Genomic DNA, 16,566 nt, shown 5'->3' with positions numbered 1-16,566 from the left:
ACCCTCCTATTGATAATAATCAAACTTTTTCTCCATTGTCTCTAAAAGTTTTGTAAGAACTCCATTAAATACTAAGTAAAATACTGCAACTACTACAAATGGCATAATAGATGATAGTCTATTTGAAGCTATTTTAGCAATTTTTAATAATTCATCTAATCCAACAACATAAATCAAAGCTGTATCTTTAACTAATGTTACTACCTCATTTGCTACTGGTGGGAATATTCTCTTTAATGCTTGAGGAAATACAATTCTAAAAAATGTATCTCTTTTACTTAACCCAAGAACCTCTGCCCCTTCAAATTGGCCTTTATCTATAGATAATATTCCTGCTCTAAATATTTCTCCAAAATATGCCCCATAATTTAATACCATAGCTAAGATTGCTGCTGGAAATCTTGGTATATTTATATTAATAAGAGGTAGTCCAAAGAATATAAATAATATTTGTAATAATAAAGGTGTTCCTCTTAAAATTAAAACATATATTCCAGTAATAGATTTTAGTATTTTTATCTTTGAAATTCTTCCTAATGCAATAATTCCTCCTAAAGGTACTGACAATAATAATGTAATTAAAAAAATCTCTACTGTTACCTTTAATCCTTCTAACGCTTGAGGAATAAACTCCATAACTTCATTCATTAATCCCAAAACAAACACCTCCTTTTACTTATTCATTATTTTGCAATTATATCTTCTCCAAACCACTTAACAGAAATCTCTCCTGCTGTTCCATCTTCAACTAATTCTTTAAATGCCTTATTAAATGTATCAACTAGATCCTTATCGTCTTTTCTCATTCCTACTGCATAAACTTCTGATCCAAAGTCTTCTTCTAGGATTTTATACTTTTCTACACCTCTTTTCTTAGTATAGTACTTAGCTAATATTTCATCTGCAACTACAGCATCTAATCTTCCAGCTTCTAAATCCATTAATGCTTCATTATTAGTCTCAAAAGTTACTACTTTACCATCTTTAAATGTAGTTATTATATCTCCATCAGCTTCAATTGCATCAACTGCACTAGATTGATTTTGTGCCCCAACAACCTTATCTTTTAAATCAGCTTTTGCGTTTATTTTCGAATCTGCTAAAGTAATAATAACTTGTCTATTATTTAAATATGGAGTTGAAAACTCAACTTTTTCTTTTCTTTCATCAGTGATACTATATCCATTCCAGATAAAGTCGATGTTCCCGTTCTTGAGTTCAGTTTCCTTCATACTCCAATCTATAGGTTGGAACTCTATTTCCTTATTTAATTTTTCTGAAACTGCCTTAGCTAGATCTATATCAAATCCAACATAATCCCCGTTAGAATCCTTAAAACCCATAGGTACGAAGGTATCATCAAAGCCTAAAACAAGCTTATCCTTATCTAATGCACTTTCTGCCTTCTTTTCCCCACATGATATTAATGATAATGACATAACAGATACTACTGTCAATGCTAATAATTTTTTTCCGAATTTCATAATTAATTGCCCCCTCTTTATTTTCTTAAATAATCGCTTTCTTTATTTAATACTTTATCACAGTAAAGTAATGAAGTCAATAAAATATTTTATCTTTTCATTTTTGCTTTTAGAACTTATCTACTAGATACCTCTTCTTTTTACTTTCTATAGTGATTAATACTAATTCATAAAATATTTTTATTATTAAGTAGAATCATCAATGTTCAACAAATCTACTATATAAATACATAACAAGAATTCATTTCCTAGGAAATATTAGATTTTTCAATTTAAAATGTTATATTTAAGAAATATAACAGCTCTCTGTTTTTACAGAGAGCTGTTTAATAAAATGAAATCTTTAAAAGGAGTTTACAATCTAATCTAATAAACTATATTTGAAAAAAATATGGCTGAATGGAAGTTTAAATAATCTTCCATTCAGCCACTATCTATATACTATATTAACTTAGTTCCTTCTTTTTCTTGAACTATTTTACCATCCTTCATAAGACCACCAAGCGCCATTTTAAAGTAATTCTTACTTGTATTGAAAGTAGCCTTGATATCTTCTGGAGATGACTTATCATTAAATGGCATAAATCCACCATTTTTCTTTAGATATTTTAAAATATCTTCTTTAATTTGATCTCTTTCATTTAATCTAGTCTTTCTTGGAGTAAGTCCAATTATTCCATCTTCATATAATCTCTTTACTCTAAGCTTCATTTCAGTTCCTGGATATATTTCTGTATAATATTCATTTGCTAAAATAAGCCCCTTATATTTTCCATCTATAGCTACATGAACTGATCCATTTTCAGTCTTTCCATAAACTTGAGCTACTACCTCATCTCCAACCTTATATTCGACTTCTTCTTCTTTTGCATTAAGAATATAGTTCTCTACATCTGTAGTTGCCGCAAGTCTTCCTGTCTTATCTAAGTAAATATAGAATAGGTACTTAGTTCCAGTATGCAATTTAAACCTTTGTTCTTTTAAAGGTACAAAGATATCTCTATCTAATCCAAAATCTACAAATGCTCCAAATTCGCTTTGGAATACTACCTTTAAGTAACCAACTTCTCCAACTGTTACTAAAGGCTTTTTGAAAGTCGCTATTGGTCTATCTTTAGAATCTCTGTATACAAATACTTCTACATTATCTCCAACTTCAATTTTTCTTCCTTCAATAACTGATTTGGGTAAAAGTACAGTCTCCCTTCCTGCATCCCCTAAATAAAATCCAAAATCCTTTTCCCTTTTAACTTCTAATAAATTATACTCACCTATATTAATCATAATTTCTCCTTGTATTACATATATTTTCTGCTAATTTCCACATAATTATTTGCAGATTTCTCTATGTTTTTTATTTCATCTTCACTAAGCTTTCTTACAACTTTTGCTGGACTTCCCATAATTAAAACTCCATCTTCAAACTCTTTTCCCTGAGTTACTAAAGATCCTGCTCCTATTATAGTATTTTTCCCAATTTTAGCTCCATTTAATATAATAGATCCCATTCCTACTAAAACATTATCAGATATAGTACATCCATGTATAATAGCTCGATGTCCTATAGTAACATTATTTCCTATATATGTTCCAAGTTCAAAATCTACATGTACTACTGAGTTTTCTTGAATATTAGTATTTTCACCAATGAAAATATTACTCATATCTCCTCTAATTGTAGTTCCAAACCAAATATTTGCATTCTTCTTAATTTCAACATCCCCTATTATATCAACACTATGAGAAATATAGCAAGTCTTATCTATAACAGGTTTTATACCATTAAATTCTAAAATCATTTAATCACCCTCTAATTATATATTTAAAGTTATTTTATCACTGATTAATATTATTGTCATTATTTATACCTTTTAAATACTATATATAGATAGATAATAATTTATAAGGAGCCTGTTTTGGGAAGAAAGAAAAATAAGGATGTAAAGATCTTTGATATAACCAACATAAAATATTATTATGGCATTCCACATAGCCATACAGAATTTTCAACTGGAAAGGGATCTCCCATAGAAGCTTATGAATATGCTTATAAAAGTGGCTTAAATTTTTTATTTATTACAGATCATAACTCTCATTTATCTAAAGAAGTTAAAATTAAAGATTCTAACTATGATAAATTTAACGCCATAAAATTATATGCTTCAAAGTTCAAAAAGAAAATTGATAATTTTCTACCTATTGTAGGCTTTGAGTGTAAAACATCTCAATTTGGAGATTTAAATATTATTAATTCTAATAGTTATTTTACCGGATCAGTTCGTGACTTAAGAGCTTTAGTACTATGGATGCTTAATAATGAAGATTCCTTTATCTGTATAAATCACCCTCATAAAAATATAGTTAATTTACCATACAATCCAATTTTTAATAAAATGATAACCTCCGTTGAAGTAGGTAATGGCAATCCTTCTAGTAAGTACACAAGACACGATAAGTATTATTTCAATCTATTAGATGCAGGATGGAAACTTGGAGCTATTAATGGTCAAGATAACCATAAGATTAACTTTGGAGATTCAGAAAACTTAACAGTATGTCTGTGTAATAGTCTATCAACAAGCCATATAATTTCTGCCTTTAGAGAAAGAAGAACTTTTTCTACAGAATCAAGGTATCTAAAACTATACTTTACTGCAAATAATGGATTTATGGGAGAAGAAATTTTTATTACTTCTAATAAGATTAGATTTATGATTTATTCTGAAGATATAAAATATAAAATTAGAGAAATACAAATTATAACTAATCATGGTAAAATCATAAAAACAATAGAAAATATAGGCTTAAACAGCATAAAATATTTTTATGAACATAATAGGTCAGAAAATGAAAGTTGGTATTTAATAAAAATTATTGAAGATGATAATAAAATAGCTTTCAGCTCTCCTATTTTTATAAATACTAAAATTACTGAAAATAAACATGGCATACAATAACTGTATGCCATGTTTATTTCCAAATATTACTTCTTTTGATTTTGAATATGTTTTACTCTATTTGGTTTAGCTTTAGGTCTAATTTCAATCTTTTTCTCTTGCTTCTTTGGCCCACCAGTACTTTGAATATCCATAAACCACATAAAGAACCAAACTACAACTAAAGTAAGTGCCATAGTTACCCACGTATTATTAAATTTCACAAAAATTTGAACTAAAAATAATACTATAGATATAGTTAACGGAATCCATTTATTAATTCTCACTCTAGAAAATACATACTTTCTACCAAATGTGAATAATAAAATCATTAATCCAATTGTAATTGCAAAATACGCTATAATGCTTAAAATATTACTCATAGTATTATGCCTCCTTATAATATCCTATATAATATATTAAAAGAAATCCTCTACATTTTCAAGATATATAAATTTAATTATTTTTAAACTAAAGTTCAAATAAATTATATTACTGTATTTATATGATTATTTTCTCTTATAAAATAAAGCCATAAATTGTTAAAATAATAAATATTTATGATTTATTTATTAATTTTATTAAAATACCCTTCTATTTTAATAAAATTTTTGATAGAATATAGGAAGAAATCATAAAATGTTAATGAGGTGGTCTTATGAGTTTAAATATATCCTATCAGTTAGACGAATTAGATTTGCAAATACTAGATTTATTAATTAAAGATTGTAGAACTCCATATCTAGAAATAGCTAGGATCTGTCATGTTAGTGGAGGAACTATCCACGTTAGAATGAAAAAAATGGAAGAGCTAGGTATAATAAAAGGTACTAGAATACTTTTAAATTTGCCAAAGCTTGGTTATGATGTTTGCTGCTTTGTTGGAATATATGTTGATAAAACTTCATCTTTTGATTCAGTATTCGAAGAATTATCTAGAATAAAAGAAGTTGTTGAATTACATCTAACAACAGGAAATTACTCTATTTTTGCAAAAGTAGTATGTAAAAACATATCCGATCTTCAAGATATACTACTAAACAAAATTAATTCTATTGGTGGAATTCAAAGAACTGATACTATCATTTCTTTAAATCAACCTATTGATAGAAACATAAGCATTTAACGGAATAAAATCATTCCTTTTGGTTATAATAATATTTGTAAATCAATAAAGGGAGTGATATTGTGAAAGTACTTGATGCAATCATGCTTATACTAGTTATCATTGGTGCAGTTAACTGGGGGCTCATAGGCTTCTTTCAATTTAACTTAGTTGATAATCTATTTGGAGTAGCGTCTATTTTCAGCAGAATAATTTATGCCTTAGTTGGTATTGCTGGATTATATAGCATTTCATTTTTCGCAAAAAGTAAGTATATGAGTTCTAATGAGTAATCATAATTATATTTAAAAAGATAGGGAGTAATAAATACTCCCTATCTTTTTAAATTTCATTGATATTACTAAACCTATATCCTAAATCATTAGATAAATTTACAATTTTTTTTAGTATTGAATTATCATTATATTTATAAATAATATCTCCATTATCATCAATTGATACATCTATACTTTTTATTTCAATACTTAAATGATAAAACAAACTAAACTCTTCATTTTTACTTTTCTTAATTCTACTTAATATTCCTTCTCCAGTATCATCCTCTACATAACTTAATGGAGTTGGAATATATTTTGTAATATTATTATTTTTACTTGTAATTGTCTTTTTATTATAAACTCCAATTGCTGGCTCATATATAATTTTGAAATATTCTTCAAATATTTTCTGTTGACTAGCTGTAGTTTGATAGTGTGGAGTTTCCCAATAACTAATAGGAATATTTATATTGTTAGCTATATTTAATGCACTTTCCACTCTTCCTCTTGTTTCTTCAGGATCTTTGCAATTATCATCACCGAACTCTCCTCCTATTATACTATCAGTATCATTGTATTGATGAGTATATCCATGCAATCCAATATTACCACCTCTATTTATCAAATAGTCTAAGGTAAAAACAAAGTTAGAATTTTCAATCGATTCTTCTTTAGAAATATCATTATCTATTTTATAACTATTGTTTACATACCTTGGTATCCATGAAACACTAAAAGATTCCTCATTTTCATTCATATAGTCTGCTACTCTCCTTACCTTTTCTAAGGCAGATTGTGAAAGATACACATCTCCTGCAGCAAAGTCTTCAAATCTTATATACCCTTTTTTCTTTTTATCTCCATGGATATTTTCCTGTGTTTCACTAGATACCTTTTTTGATATATAAATTTTATTGTTTTCATAATCCCAATATGTATTAAGATCTAAGATTTCACATAAATCAAAAATAGAAATATAATATTCTCCATTTTCTTTAAATATATCTCCTCTTAATAAAACCCTATTATTATTCTTATAAAAAGCTTTTTCTTCTAAATTTATATTTACTACTTTTCCTATTTCTATATTATTATCATCTACTTTTTCAGCTACTCTAAAATATTTTATAAAATCTGATATAGAAATATAAAGCCTATTATCTCTATATAATACATTATTTTTAAAGTTCATCTTAGAATTTTCAAAGAAAAATGATACGACATATGGCACCTTTTTAATATGATTTACTCTTTTATCATCATCATTTATTTTTCTCAAAAACTCTTGGCCTCTAGTTGTATCATAATTATGACTTGCACCATAAATTTTATAAGCAGGAAGATTAAAAAAAGAAACTGCTATCGTTACTATTATTATAATTAAATAAGACTTTATATTTTTTTTCACTTATAATCATCTCCTAAACAAGAGTATGCTGATAAGTATATTTTACATCAAAAAAGCCTACTTTAAATGTAGGCTTTATTACAAATTTATTTTATTTTTCTAATTATATCAAATAATTCTATTGCAGCTTTTTTTGGACCTTCTTTTTCTTGACCTTCCAATGCTAAACAAGTTTTAATTTGTCCAACCTTTACTGTGCCTTTAAACATTGCATCAAAATATCTTTCAATTAATACATCTGTTTCTTCTTGCTTTTGAGCTGGTCCAAATGGATTTGCAAAATAGCTTTCAACAAGGCCTTTTTCTGATGTAGTTCCCTTAGCCATTCTAGCTCCTGATTTAAATACTTTAATAGCATCCTTTGGAGTCTTGAAGTATTCTATAGAAGTTTCTCCCTCAGCAACATCTGTATAGTTATTTGCATATAAGAATAAGTCAACTTCATATCCTCTAACTACTTCTTTATACGGTGCAACAGGCATTACTAGTCTTGCATTTATCTTATCAGGATTCATAAATATACTTCTATCAATTTCCTTGAAGGCATATCCTTGATCTAAGTCATCTAATCTTACAAAGGCACCAATTTCTGTACCATATCCAATTATCTTTCCATCTACTTCCTTAAATGTACCCATATCATCGAAAATAACAGTCATATCACTAATATAATCTTCACTTAAAGTTCTAAATGCTTCTAAACTTTCAGATTTACCAGCACCACTATCTCCCATAATAACTACATTAGCAGTTTTACCATCCTTAAGTTCTATATTAACCATAGCACCATGAATTGGTAGATATCCTCTTTTAATCATTACTAAGTTATGAAGAGTTAATGTCATCTTCTTCATATATCCAAAGTAATCTATTTCTTCTGAGTGATTTACATAACCAACCATTATATCATTTTCTTTATCATCATAGAATACAGTATTCTTTTCATCTTCTCCATCTTTAGCACCAAATACGTAAACTAAATCTGGCTTCTTTCCTCTGTATTCTTCTAATCTTGCAAGTTCAAAAAGGTTACATAAAGTTATTCCATGTTGCATAAAATCTCTATGGAAATAAATAAAGGCAAGTAGTTCTCCTACTTTCGCTGGATAACAGAACCAGTGATCTTTATTTAAAGTTGCATAGTTCAATGGATTTTTAGGAACTTCTGTAAACATACCACTCCTAGTATTTTTCTTAGGATAAGTAATAAATGGAGTTTCTAATAAAATACTATCAATAAACTCTATATCCTCTAAAGCTTCATATCCCTTTGGTAATGGCCATAATACCTTATTTAATATAATTGATGCATTACCTCCAACTGGAATTTGTCTAAATACACTTGGCTTATAACCTAAAACATTCTTTTCAACTTTTCTATATAACTTTAATATTAAGTTTGATAAAGCTGAATTAGCTTGAGTAAAACTTACAGCTGATAATCCATCTTGTAATTTATTGCTATGAACTAATGTGTATCTTTCTAATCTTCTCCAGAATAAATATAAATCTTCAATAAATGCAATAAACTTGTCCTTATCATTGAATAATTCTTCATAGTTAGAATTTGCTTCAACTATTTCCTGAACATTCATCACAGTACAATACTTAAAAGCTTTTAAAAGTAAATCTGATATTTCATGTATATTCTCAGTTTTTAATGAATCTCTTAAATATCTCCAACTTAATGTAACTTTCTTTTGAGACTTTATTAAATAATTCTCAATTACTCTTCTAAAACCATCACTCTCAACTAATTCCTCAAATGTAGAACAATACTTAGCAGTAAAATTTATTAATACTTTATCATTGCTTAAAGAAAACTCTTTACGCATATTTTTGCCCCCTTTTTGAATTGTGTATTATTTAAAAATTTCATTTTTAATCAATTTTTCTATATTATATCACATAATATGCAAGTTTTTAAAGATTAATTTTTCATTTTTTAAAATTTTTATTGCTTTCTAATATTTAATGCCTTTGTAAACGTATATATTGATTTTACACCTATAAATTTTGAAGATTTATTAAAAACATTAAATACTACTCTATGCTAATCATTCGTATTATATGATATTTTTCTACATATTTTACGTAAAATTGATATTATATAGGTTGTTATTCTATTCTATTTATGTATTAGGCGAAAGAAAAAGGGACTATTATTTAAAATATTCTCTTCTAAATAATAGTCCCTTTTCATTAATATTAAACTTTTTTAATTATTATTCTTGATTTAGATTTTTTGCAATTATAGATCTCACTTTGTCCATTAACTGCTTCTCTTCTTCTCTACTTAGATTAGCAGTATATATAGGCTCTCCAAAAGTTACAGTTATATCAATGGGCTTGAACTTTCCATCTATTTCAAAAGCTCTATATGCACCATCTATAGTAACTGGAACAACAGGTGCCTTAGCCATTGTCGCTAACTTTAGGCTACCTTTTTTGAATTCTCTAAGAACTCCATCCTTGCTTCTAGTTCCTTCTGGGAATATAGCCATACTATATCCATTTTTAATATTTTCACTACCTTCTCTAATTACCTTAAGAGCTTCTCTAGGATTTTCTCTATCTAAAGGAACACAATTATATTTTCCCATCCAGTATCCTATGATTGGTGTTTTAACCATTTCCTTTTTAGCTACAAACCCCATACATTTTCCAACTGAATCAACTAATAGAGGTATATCTAAAATACTTGTATGATTCCCAATATAACAACATGGGACATCTGGAATATTTTCTTTCCCTTTAACAGTAACATTCATTTTAATTGCTCTATGAACCGTATACCTTGCCCAGTCTAATCCTACCTTGCCTGCGTAATCTACAGCAGCCCTTTCCCCCTTAGTTTTAAGAATATAAATTCTTTTAAGAGCTTTTAACTGCATAGATAGCATATATAAACCATAATGTATAACTTTAAAAATCTTCATAATTCTTCACCACCATTACTTCTTCTCATCCTATTATAAATGTTGATATCTTTTTCTTCAATTATATTTTATCAATAAGGTGTCTATAATATCTATGTTAAGGTATTATTATTAATTCATTTTCATAATTCTTATAAGGAGTTCAAGCATATAAGCTTGTTTATAATATAAAAATGTATATTAAGAAAAGATATATAAAAAACTTTCAAATTTTTCTTATAATCCTTCTTATTCTTTTTAACTTCATAGCAATTAAAAAGATATTTAATTCTAATGATGATTATACAAATCCAAATGAAATAAAAGTGCATTTCATTGATGTTGGCCAAGGAGATTCAATCCTAGTTCAAGTCAACAATAAAACAATGCTAATAGATTCCGGTCCTAAGGACGAAAAAGAAAAGTTAATTACGTATTTAAATAGTCTAAACTTAGAAACTATAGACTATCTTATAGCCACACACCCTCATGAAGATCACATAGGAAATATGGCTTATATAATAAATAAATATAAAATAGATAAATTTTACGCTCCGAAAGTTAGTAATAACACTTCAGCCTTTGAAAATATGACAGAAAGCTTATCTAGAAAAGGGTTAAAGATAAATATATTAAAGGCTAATACCTCTTCTATTAACCTGGGTGAAAATACCACTATTGAAGTTTTTACTCCTAATCTATCTACGTACGAAAACATAAATAATTATTCACCTATAATTAAAGTTTCTTATAAAAAAGTATCTTTCTTATTTACAGGGGATGCTGAAGATGTATTAGAAAAAGAAGTCATAAATGAATCCTATAATTTAAAAAGTGATATATTAAAAGTAGGTCATCATGGCTCTTCTACATCTACTTCTAAAGAATTTTTTGATAAAATAGACCCTAGTATAGCTATTATTTCTGTAGGTAAAGATAATACTTATGGTCATCCAACTAATGAAACATTAAATACGCTATCAAGTGTTGAGGTTTATAGGACTGATATAAAAGGAACCATAGTGATATCATCTAATGGTAAATCTATTAGTACTTCTTTCAAATGATAGATGCTCCTAAAATTTTAGGAGCATCTATCATTTAAGAATTACTTCTTAAATTAATATTAATTTTCTTATTATACTAATTAATTACTTACAGCATTTTGTACTTCTTCATTTTCACTTATAGAATCTTCTTTTTCTAATTCTTCATTCTCCTCTATAACTTCCTCTTTCTTTAAATAAGCATTCCATAACATATAAATGTTGTATAGATTAGTTACATCTTGCTCATTATATAGAAGTATCGTTTCTATTTTTTCCTTTGGCATCCTTAGAATATAATCCTTATCCATAAGAATCTTACTAAAAGTCTTAGCTAAATTGGAACCGCTAATAACTTCTCCCTCTCTAAAAATATCAAAGTCTTTTTCTAGATTTTTAAGTCCAATAGAATGACCCATTTCTTTTTCGTATTCTCTCTGAATATCAATATCTTCGAATTCCTTAGAAAAATTAAACTCTATACCATATTTCTTAAATAAATAATTAATTACAGTATAATCGTTATTTCCTGAGAAGGTGACAATGGCTTTCTTCCCCTTTTTTTTCATTTTTATAAAGTATCTTTTAGCTAAATCTAAAATTTGAATTACTTCTCTCTTATTTTCGATCATATATTGCGTCACATACAATTTATTTTTTTCAAAAATACAAGCCCCAAACACACCTATACATTTTGGCTTTTTATACACATAGTGCTCTAAGTCAAAAAATATTAGCTCTTCAGGTGACCTGTTAATACTTGCCGTACTTAGCATGTATTCTTTATCTTTATTATTCACCTCTATTATATTTTCTCTAATAATCACATTACCACTCTTTCTAAGTTAACCTTATCACCTAAAATTTCAATTTATTCTTATAACATTATATCACCTTTTATTAAAATATAGAAATAAATATATTTATTATTCTCCCTACTTATATAATATTATGTAATTCAAAATATGTTCATAACATAATATCTAAATCTAATAGAAATTTAATTGATAATTTTTTTCAGTTGATACACATTTTATATTGACTATTTTTTAACATTCTGCTATTATAATAGCATAATAATATGATAATGATTTTCAATATGAGGTGACGATATGAGTTTATGTGATTTAAATTTAGGAGAAAAAGCCATAATCAAAGAAATAGGCGGAGATACAAGATTAGCCAAAAGATTATTAGCACTAGGTTGTATTGAAGGAACTGAAATAAAGTTAAAAAGAGTAGCTCCTTTAGGTGATCCATTAATAATTAATCTAAGAGGATTCGACTTAGCTATTAGGAAAAAAGATGCTAAAAATATTGTACTTGCTGTATAGGGGGAATCCAGATGAAAACAATAGCTCTACTTGGTAATCCAAATGTAGGTAAAACAACCCTTTTTAACTCATTAACAGGATCCAATCAAAGGATTGGTAACTGGGCTGGGGTAACTGTTGATAAAAAAGAAGGTTTTTTTGGAGATATAAAAATCGTTGATTTACCTGGTATTTATGCGATGGATACTTTTTCAAACGAAGAAAAAATATCTAAGAAATTTTTAGAAACAGATGAAGTTGATTTAATTTTAAATATTGTAGATGCTTCTAATATAGATAGAAATCTTTATTTAACAACTCAACTAAAACAATTTAATAAGCCTATAATTTTAGCAGTCAATATGATAGACGTTGCTGAAAAGAAAGGTATTAACTTAGATTATAATAAGTTATCTACTCTTCTGAATGTCACTGTTGTACCAATAGTTGCTTCTAAAGAGCAAGGAATAGATGAAATAAAAAAAGTTATTGAAAATGATAATTATTTAAATGTTCAAAAGGATTCTAACTTTAATTTTAAAGATGAGAAAGATACATACAATTACATTGAGGACTTATTAAATAAATGTAATAAAACTATTGATGAAAATAAATCAACATTTAAGGATAAACTAGATAATATACTCCTTAATCCATGGTTAGCCTATCCAGTATTCATACTAATTATGGCTTTAATGTTTCAAATAACATTTTCATGGATTGGACAACCTTTATCAGACTTACTTGATGGATTCTTAAATGACAGTTTAATCCCTTATATCTCAAATTTATTAGCTAATACTGAACCATGGTTCCAATCATTAATCGTAGATGGAATAGTATCTGGTGTAGGAGGTATTTTAGTTTTACTTCCAATTATACTTTCTCTATTTGCTTGTATTTCAGTACTAGAGGATAGTGGGTATATGGCTAGAGTTGCATTTATAATGGACAAGTTGATGAGAAGAATGGGATTATCAGGTAAAGCATTTATACCAATGATAGTTGGTTTTGGATGTACTGTTCCTGCAATTATGTCAGCAAGAACTCTAGAAAGTGAAAAAGATAGGAAATTAACAGCTTTACTTGTTCCTCTTATGAGTTGTAATGCGAGACTTCCTGTATATGCTATATTTGCGGCTGTATTTTTCCCTAATTATACAGGGTTCGTAGTTGCAATGCTTTATTTATTAGGCGTGATTTTAGCATTCATTCTAGGTATCTTATTTAAAAATACAATATTTAAAAAAGATGAAGAACCATTTATTATAGAATTACCTGAATATAAGATGCCTTCTTTTAAAAATGTATTAAAGCAAATATATGAAAAGGCTAAGAGCTTCCTTATAAAAGCTGGAACTATAATATTTGCTATGAGTGTAATAATTTGGTTCTTATCAAACTTTAATTTCACTGGCATGGTTGATGTAAATGACAGTATTTTAGCTTCAATAGGTAGTTTCATAGCTCCAGTATTTAAACCACTTGGTTTTGGAAATTGGCAAAGCTCTGTTTCACTATTAACTGGTTTACTTGCAAAAGAAACAGTAGTAGCTTCAATGGGAGTTATATTTGCTGGAGACCTAACAGCTGTATTACCACTATACTTTAATGCAGCGTCTGCTCTTTCATTCTTAGTATTTGTACTTTTATATACTCCTTGTATATCAGTTCTAGGTGCTATGAAGAAGGAATATGGAACTAAATTCACTATTTTCTCAAGTTCTTATCAGTTAGTGCTATCTTGGATAGTTTCCTTTATAGTATATAACATTGCGAATTTATTAATATAAAGAAGGTGTTTTAATGGAAATACTAATAACCTTAGGAATTGTCGCATTAGCCTCATATATAATATATAGATCAGTAAGAAAATCATCTAAGGGCGGATGTACTTGTAGTAGCTGCTCAAGCCATTGCCCAATGTATAAAGATGAAAAGTTGAAAATAAAATAAAAAAATAATTATATACAGTAGAACAATTATGTAGCTAGATGAATATACTAAAGTATACAAAAGAGAAAGGTGTTGTTAGTATGTTTTTCGGATGTAATAGATGCTGTAGATGTAATAGACGTTGCTGTCGTAATAGATGTTGTAGACGTAATTTCAACAGATGCTGTGGATTTGGACCTTGGTTTTGGTTCTAACTAATAGCATTAAAATTTAACTAAATAAGGAGCTGTATAATACAGCTCCTTTTTTTATTCTAATTAACATTTTCTGTATTATGCATTTAGAAGTGTGCTATAATAATCAATGTATTTCTTATACAGAAGGTATTCTAAAGGTGATTACTATTCTAGAAAAAAGGTGCATTCGAATGTTTTTTTATATGAAATCTGTATGGCTATGTCAAATTCACAATTTCAAAGATAATAAAAAATATGGTAAATGGGTAATATTTAATAGTGAAACTCAATAAAAATATAATAAAAATTTCAATGAAGGAAAATAATTAAACATAAATAAAATTATTTACTAATACAAACTTTAGGGGTGAGAATTAAAATGAGCAGCAAATTCAGTAAAAAATATAATATAAATATCTATGATGTTGATTCAAATTATAAGTGCAAATACTCTTCTTTAATGAATTATCTATGGGATGTAGTTGTATCTCAAAGTGATTCATTAGGTGAAACTGATAATGGTTTAGTTAATAATTGTATATGGGTATTATTAAAATATGATTTAAATATTATAGAATATCCTAAATTTCGAGATACAATAACTGTTGAAACTGATATAGTAGGTATTAAAAGACTATATGGATATAGAAGTTTCACTATAAAAGATTCGAATGAAAACATACTTATTTCAGGATTGTCCACTGCAATTCTTATTGATTTTGAAAAAAGGAAACCTGTAAAAATTTCCTCTGAACAATGTAAAGTTTATGGCATTGAAAAAGAACTAGAAGAAAATTTCCCATTAGATGATTTTTTAAATATTTCTACTGCTAAATATTCTAAAAATTATAGTGTTCGCTATAGTGATATAGATTCTAATAAGCATGTTAATAATGTTAAATATATGGATATTGCTATTGATACTTTACCTAGAGAAATTATAAATAATTATGAAATTTCAAATATAAAAGTCTTATTTAAAAAGGAAGCTACAGATGGAGTTACTTTAGATGTTAATAGTGATGTAATAATAAATAATGACAATGAGTTAACAACTCTTCACACTATCTTTAATAGTAACCATGATAAACCAATTACAAAATTAGAATTTAAATGGTTAAAGTTATAATCTTCAAGATTATAATGTTAATAAAAAAAGATACATACAAAACTATGTATCTTTTTTTATATCATTAATTTTATTATAGTATGATAATTTACAAAATCTATTAGTTATTCGTTACTAGTTATATATATCTTATTTGTAATTTTTCTTATAATAAAACCTCACTACCTGTGGATAAATAACTTATTTTATCTCCCATTTTCTCTTTAAGTAATTTGAAAGCTTTATCTCCTGTACAGTGACAAGTATAATACTTTGTATCTTTTCCAATTAATCTATTACCTATGTCTTGTATAAATTTATCTTTCTCATACTTTCTAGTTGAAGGATTAAAAAGGTGAAATCCCGAAATTACATAATTAATTCTTCTATCTAAAATATTTTCTGCAGAATTTTGAATATTGACTATCCCCCCATGAGCACATCCACCAATTAATGTATATTTATCATCTTCATATATTATTAAACTTTGTTCATGCTCAAAATCATCTTCTATTAACCTATCATTTATTTTTTTATATAGAGATTTATTTGATAAAGAAATAACCCATGCTTTTTTCCATATGAATCCGACAAAGTAGTATTTTCAACTAGTGTAATAACTTTCATTTCATCCTCCCCTGTTACATAAACGATCTGTTAAGTTATATGAACATTGCTCTTCTCAACCAAAGGAAATACAATAGGTTTTCAAAACTAAATAATACCCCCTTAGAAAAGGAGAGAAGAACAATGAACAAGACTAATATAAAATGCCCACGCTGTCATTCTGATAAACTATATAAGTTTGGTTTTAATAAGCAGGCTAAACAAAAGTATC

18 protein-coding genes are annotated in these 16,566 nt (G+C 27.2%); 9 read left to right on the top strand and 9 right to left on the bottom strand.

Going from position 1 to position 16,566, the window contains the following annotated elements; translation table 11 throughout:
- Nucleotides 1–6: 6 nt before the first annotated feature.
- The 4 genes from GPX08_RS02770 to GPX08_RS02755 form a co-directional block, all read right to left on the bottom strand.
- Nucleotides 7–648: an ABC transporter permease subunit gene (locus GPX08_RS02770; RefSeq protein WP_156625599.1), complete on the bottom strand. Its 642-nt coding sequence runs from the start codon at nt 646–648 to the stop codon at nt 7–9.
- A 35-nt stretch (nt 649–683) separates the two neighbouring features.
- Nucleotides 684–1,484, bottom strand: a complete 801-nt coding sequence (locus tag GPX08_RS02765; RefSeq protein WP_156625207.1) for a transporter substrate-binding domain-containing protein — start codon at nt 1,482–1,484, stop codon at nt 684–686.
- 441 nt (nt 1,485–1,925) lie between these two features.
- Nucleotides 1,926–2,768 carry a DNA-binding protein gene (locus GPX08_RS02760; RefSeq protein WP_156625206.1) on the bottom strand — a complete coding sequence of 281 codons (843 nt, stop codon included), beginning with the start codon at nt 2,766–2,768 and terminating at the stop codon, nt 1,926–1,928.
- Nucleotides 2,769–2,782: 14 nt separating this feature from the next.
- The gene (locus GPX08_RS02755; protein ID WP_156625205.1) at nt 2,783–3,283 is read right to left on the bottom strand and encodes a gamma carbonic anhydrase family protein; all 501 of its coding nucleotides are present in this window, start codon (nt 3,281–3,283) and stop codon (nt 2,783–2,785) included.
- A gap of 117 nt (nt 3,284–3,400) precedes the next feature.
- Between GPX08_RS02755 and GPX08_RS02750 the strand changes: the two genes are divergently transcribed.
- Entirely contained in the window at nt 3,401–4,441 is a 1,041-nt protein-coding gene (locus tag GPX08_RS02750) for a histidinol phosphatase (protein WP_156625204.1), read from the top strand.
- A 26-nt stretch (nt 4,442–4,467) separates the two neighbouring features.
- Here GPX08_RS02750 and GPX08_RS02745 read toward each other — a convergent pair whose 3' ends face one another.
- Complete coding sequence (locus tag GPX08_RS02745; RefSeq protein WP_156625202.1) at nt 4,468–4,803, bottom strand: hypothetical protein; 336 nt, start codon at nt 4,801–4,803, stop codon at nt 4,468–4,470.
- A gap of 275 nt (nt 4,804–5,078) precedes the next feature.
- Here GPX08_RS02745 and GPX08_RS02740 point away from each other — a divergent pair, with 275 nt between their 5' ends.
- Nucleotides 5,079–5,546 carry a winged helix-turn-helix transcriptional regulator gene (locus GPX08_RS02740; RefSeq protein WP_156625201.1) on the top strand — a complete coding sequence of 156 codons (468 nt, stop codon included), beginning with the start codon at nt 5,079–5,081 and terminating at the stop codon, nt 5,544–5,546.
- A 62-nt stretch (nt 5,547–5,608) separates the two neighbouring features.
- Entirely contained in the window at nt 5,609–5,818 is a 210-nt protein-coding gene (locus tag GPX08_RS02735; RefSeq protein WP_156625199.1) for a DUF378 domain-containing protein, read from the top strand.
- 49 nt (nt 5,819–5,867) lie between these two features.
- Here the strand turns inward: GPX08_RS02735 and GPX08_RS02730 are convergent, their stop codons facing one another.
- From GPX08_RS02730 to GPX08_RS02720, 3 genes are all read right to left on the bottom strand, one after another.
- Nucleotides 5,868–7,211, bottom strand: coding sequence for a DUF2334 domain-containing protein (locus tag GPX08_RS02730; RefSeq protein ID WP_156625198.1), 1,344 nt, complete (start codon nt 7,209–7,211; stop codon nt 5,868–5,870).
- 86 nt (nt 7,212–7,297) lie between these two features.
- On the bottom strand, nt 7,298–9,046 hold the full coding sequence (locus tag GPX08_RS02725) for a phosphoenolpyruvate carboxykinase (protein ID WP_156625196.1): 1,749 nt from the start codon (nt 9,044–9,046) through the stop codon (nt 7,298–7,300).
- 390 nt (nt 9,047–9,436) lie between these two features.
- A complete protein-coding gene (locus GPX08_RS02720) occupies nt 9,437–10,150 on the bottom strand; it encodes a 1-acylglycerol-3-phosphate O-acyltransferase (RefSeq protein ID WP_156625194.1) in 714 nt (237 codons plus the stop codon).
- A 173-nt stretch (nt 10,151–10,323) separates the two neighbouring features.
- On the opposite strand from GPX08_RS02720, the gene GPX08_RS02715 reads away from it, so the two are divergent.
- On the top strand, nt 10,324–11,196 hold the full coding sequence (locus GPX08_RS02715; protein ID WP_156625193.1) for an MBL fold metallo-hydrolase: 873 nt from the start codon (nt 10,324–10,326) through the stop codon (nt 11,194–11,196).
- 80 nt (nt 11,197–11,276) lie between these two features.
- On the opposite strand, the gene GPX08_RS02710 is transcribed toward GPX08_RS02715, so the two are convergent.
- Entirely contained in the window at nt 11,277–11,951 is a 675-nt protein-coding gene (locus GPX08_RS02710; protein ID WP_156625598.1) for an exonuclease, read from the bottom strand.
- A 336-nt stretch (nt 11,952–12,287) separates the two neighbouring features.
- On the opposite strand from GPX08_RS02710, the gene GPX08_RS02705 reads away from it, so the two are divergent.
- From GPX08_RS02705 to GPX08_RS02685, 5 genes are all read left to right on the top strand, one after another.
- Entirely contained in the window at nt 12,288–12,509 is a 222-nt protein-coding gene (locus GPX08_RS02705; protein WP_156625191.1) for a ferrous iron transport protein A, read from the top strand.
- 11 nt (nt 12,510–12,520) lie between these two features.
- Nucleotides 12,521–14,281: a ferrous iron transport protein B gene (gene feoB / locus GPX08_RS02700; protein ID WP_156625189.1), complete on the top strand. Its 1,761-nt coding sequence runs from the start codon at nt 12,521–12,523 to the stop codon at nt 14,279–14,281.
- Nucleotides 14,282–14,294: 13 nt separating this feature from the next.
- Nucleotides 14,295–14,444, top strand: coding sequence for a FeoB-associated Cys-rich membrane protein (locus GPX08_RS02695; RefSeq protein ID WP_156625188.1), 150 nt, complete (start codon nt 14,295–14,297; stop codon nt 14,442–14,444).
- A gap of 555 nt (nt 14,445–14,999) precedes the next feature.
- Nucleotides 15,000–15,749 (top strand): acyl-[acyl-carrier-protein] thioesterase, encoded by a 750-nt coding sequence (locus GPX08_RS02690; protein ID WP_156625186.1) that lies wholly within the window; start codon nt 15,000–15,002, stop codon nt 15,747–15,749.
- Between the two features lie 645 nt (nt 15,750–16,394).
- Nucleotides 16,395–16,566, top strand: a 172-nt coding sequence (locus GPX08_RS02685) for a hypothetical protein (protein ID WP_156625184.1), incomplete at its 3' end; no start/stop codon positions are given.

This window comes from Clostridium tertium, from assembly GCF_902652255.1.
Taxonomy (GTDB): Bacteria; Bacillota; Clostridia; order Clostridiales; family Clostridiaceae; genus Clostridium; species Clostridium tertium_A.
The sequence above is the reverse complement of the archived record's forward strand: the minus strand, read 5'-3'. Positions and strand labels throughout refer to the sequence as shown.

What these genes read in the sequence shown, in the direction of transcription:
- GPX08_RS02760 (WP_156625206.1), bottom strand. Translation starts at nt 2,768, where the DNA reads ATGATTAATATAGGTGAGTATAATTTATTAGAAGTTAAAAGGGAAAAG.
- GPX08_RS02755 (WP_156625205.1), bottom strand. Translation starts at nt 3,283, where the DNA reads ATGATTTTAGAATTTAATGGTATAAAACCTGTTATAGATAAGACTTGC.
- GPX08_RS02690 (WP_156625186.1), top strand. Translation starts at nt 15,000, where the DNA reads ATGAGCAGCAAATTCAGTAAAAAATATAATATAAATATCTATGATGTT.
- GPX08_RS02770 (WP_156625599.1), bottom strand. Translation starts at nt 648, where the DNA reads ATGAATGAAGTTATGGAGTTTATTCCTCAAGCGTTAGAAGGATTAAAG.
- GPX08_RS02740 (WP_156625201.1), top strand. Translation starts at nt 5,079, where the DNA reads ATGAGTTTAAATATATCCTATCAGTTAGACGAATTAGATTTGCAAATA.
- GPX08_RS02695 (WP_156625188.1), top strand. Translation starts at nt 14,295, where the DNA reads ATGGAAATACTAATAACCTTAGGAATTGTCGCATTAGCCTCATATATA.
- GPX08_RS02745 (WP_156625202.1), bottom strand. Translation starts at nt 4,803, where the DNA reads ATGAGTAATATTTTAAGCATTATAGCGTATTTTGCAATTACAATTGGA.
- GPX08_RS02720 (WP_156625194.1), bottom strand. Translation starts at nt 10,150, where the DNA reads ATGAAGATTTTTAAAGTTATACATTATGGTTTATATATGCTATCTATG.
- GPX08_RS02705 (WP_156625191.1), top strand. Translation starts at nt 12,288, where the DNA reads ATGAGTTTATGTGATTTAAATTTAGGAGAAAAAGCCATAATCAAAGAA.
- feoB (WP_156625189.1), top strand. Translation starts at nt 12,521, where the DNA reads ATGAAAACAATAGCTCTACTTGGTAATCCAAATGTAGGTAAAACAACC.
- GPX08_RS02715 (WP_156625193.1), top strand. Translation starts at nt 10,324, where the DNA reads ATGTATATTAAGAAAAGATATATAAAAAACTTTCAAATTTTTCTTATA.
- GPX08_RS02725 (WP_156625196.1), bottom strand. Translation starts at nt 9,046, where the DNA reads ATGCGTAAAGAGTTTTCTTTAAGCAATGATAAAGTATTAATAAATTTT.
- GPX08_RS02710 (WP_156625598.1), bottom strand. Translation starts at nt 11,951, where the DNA reads ATGCTAAGTACGGCAAGTATTAACAGGTCACCTGAAGAGCTAATATTT.
- GPX08_RS02765 (WP_156625207.1), bottom strand. Translation starts at nt 1,484, where the DNA reads ATGAAATTCGGAAAAAAATTATTAGCATTGACAGTAGTATCTGTTATG.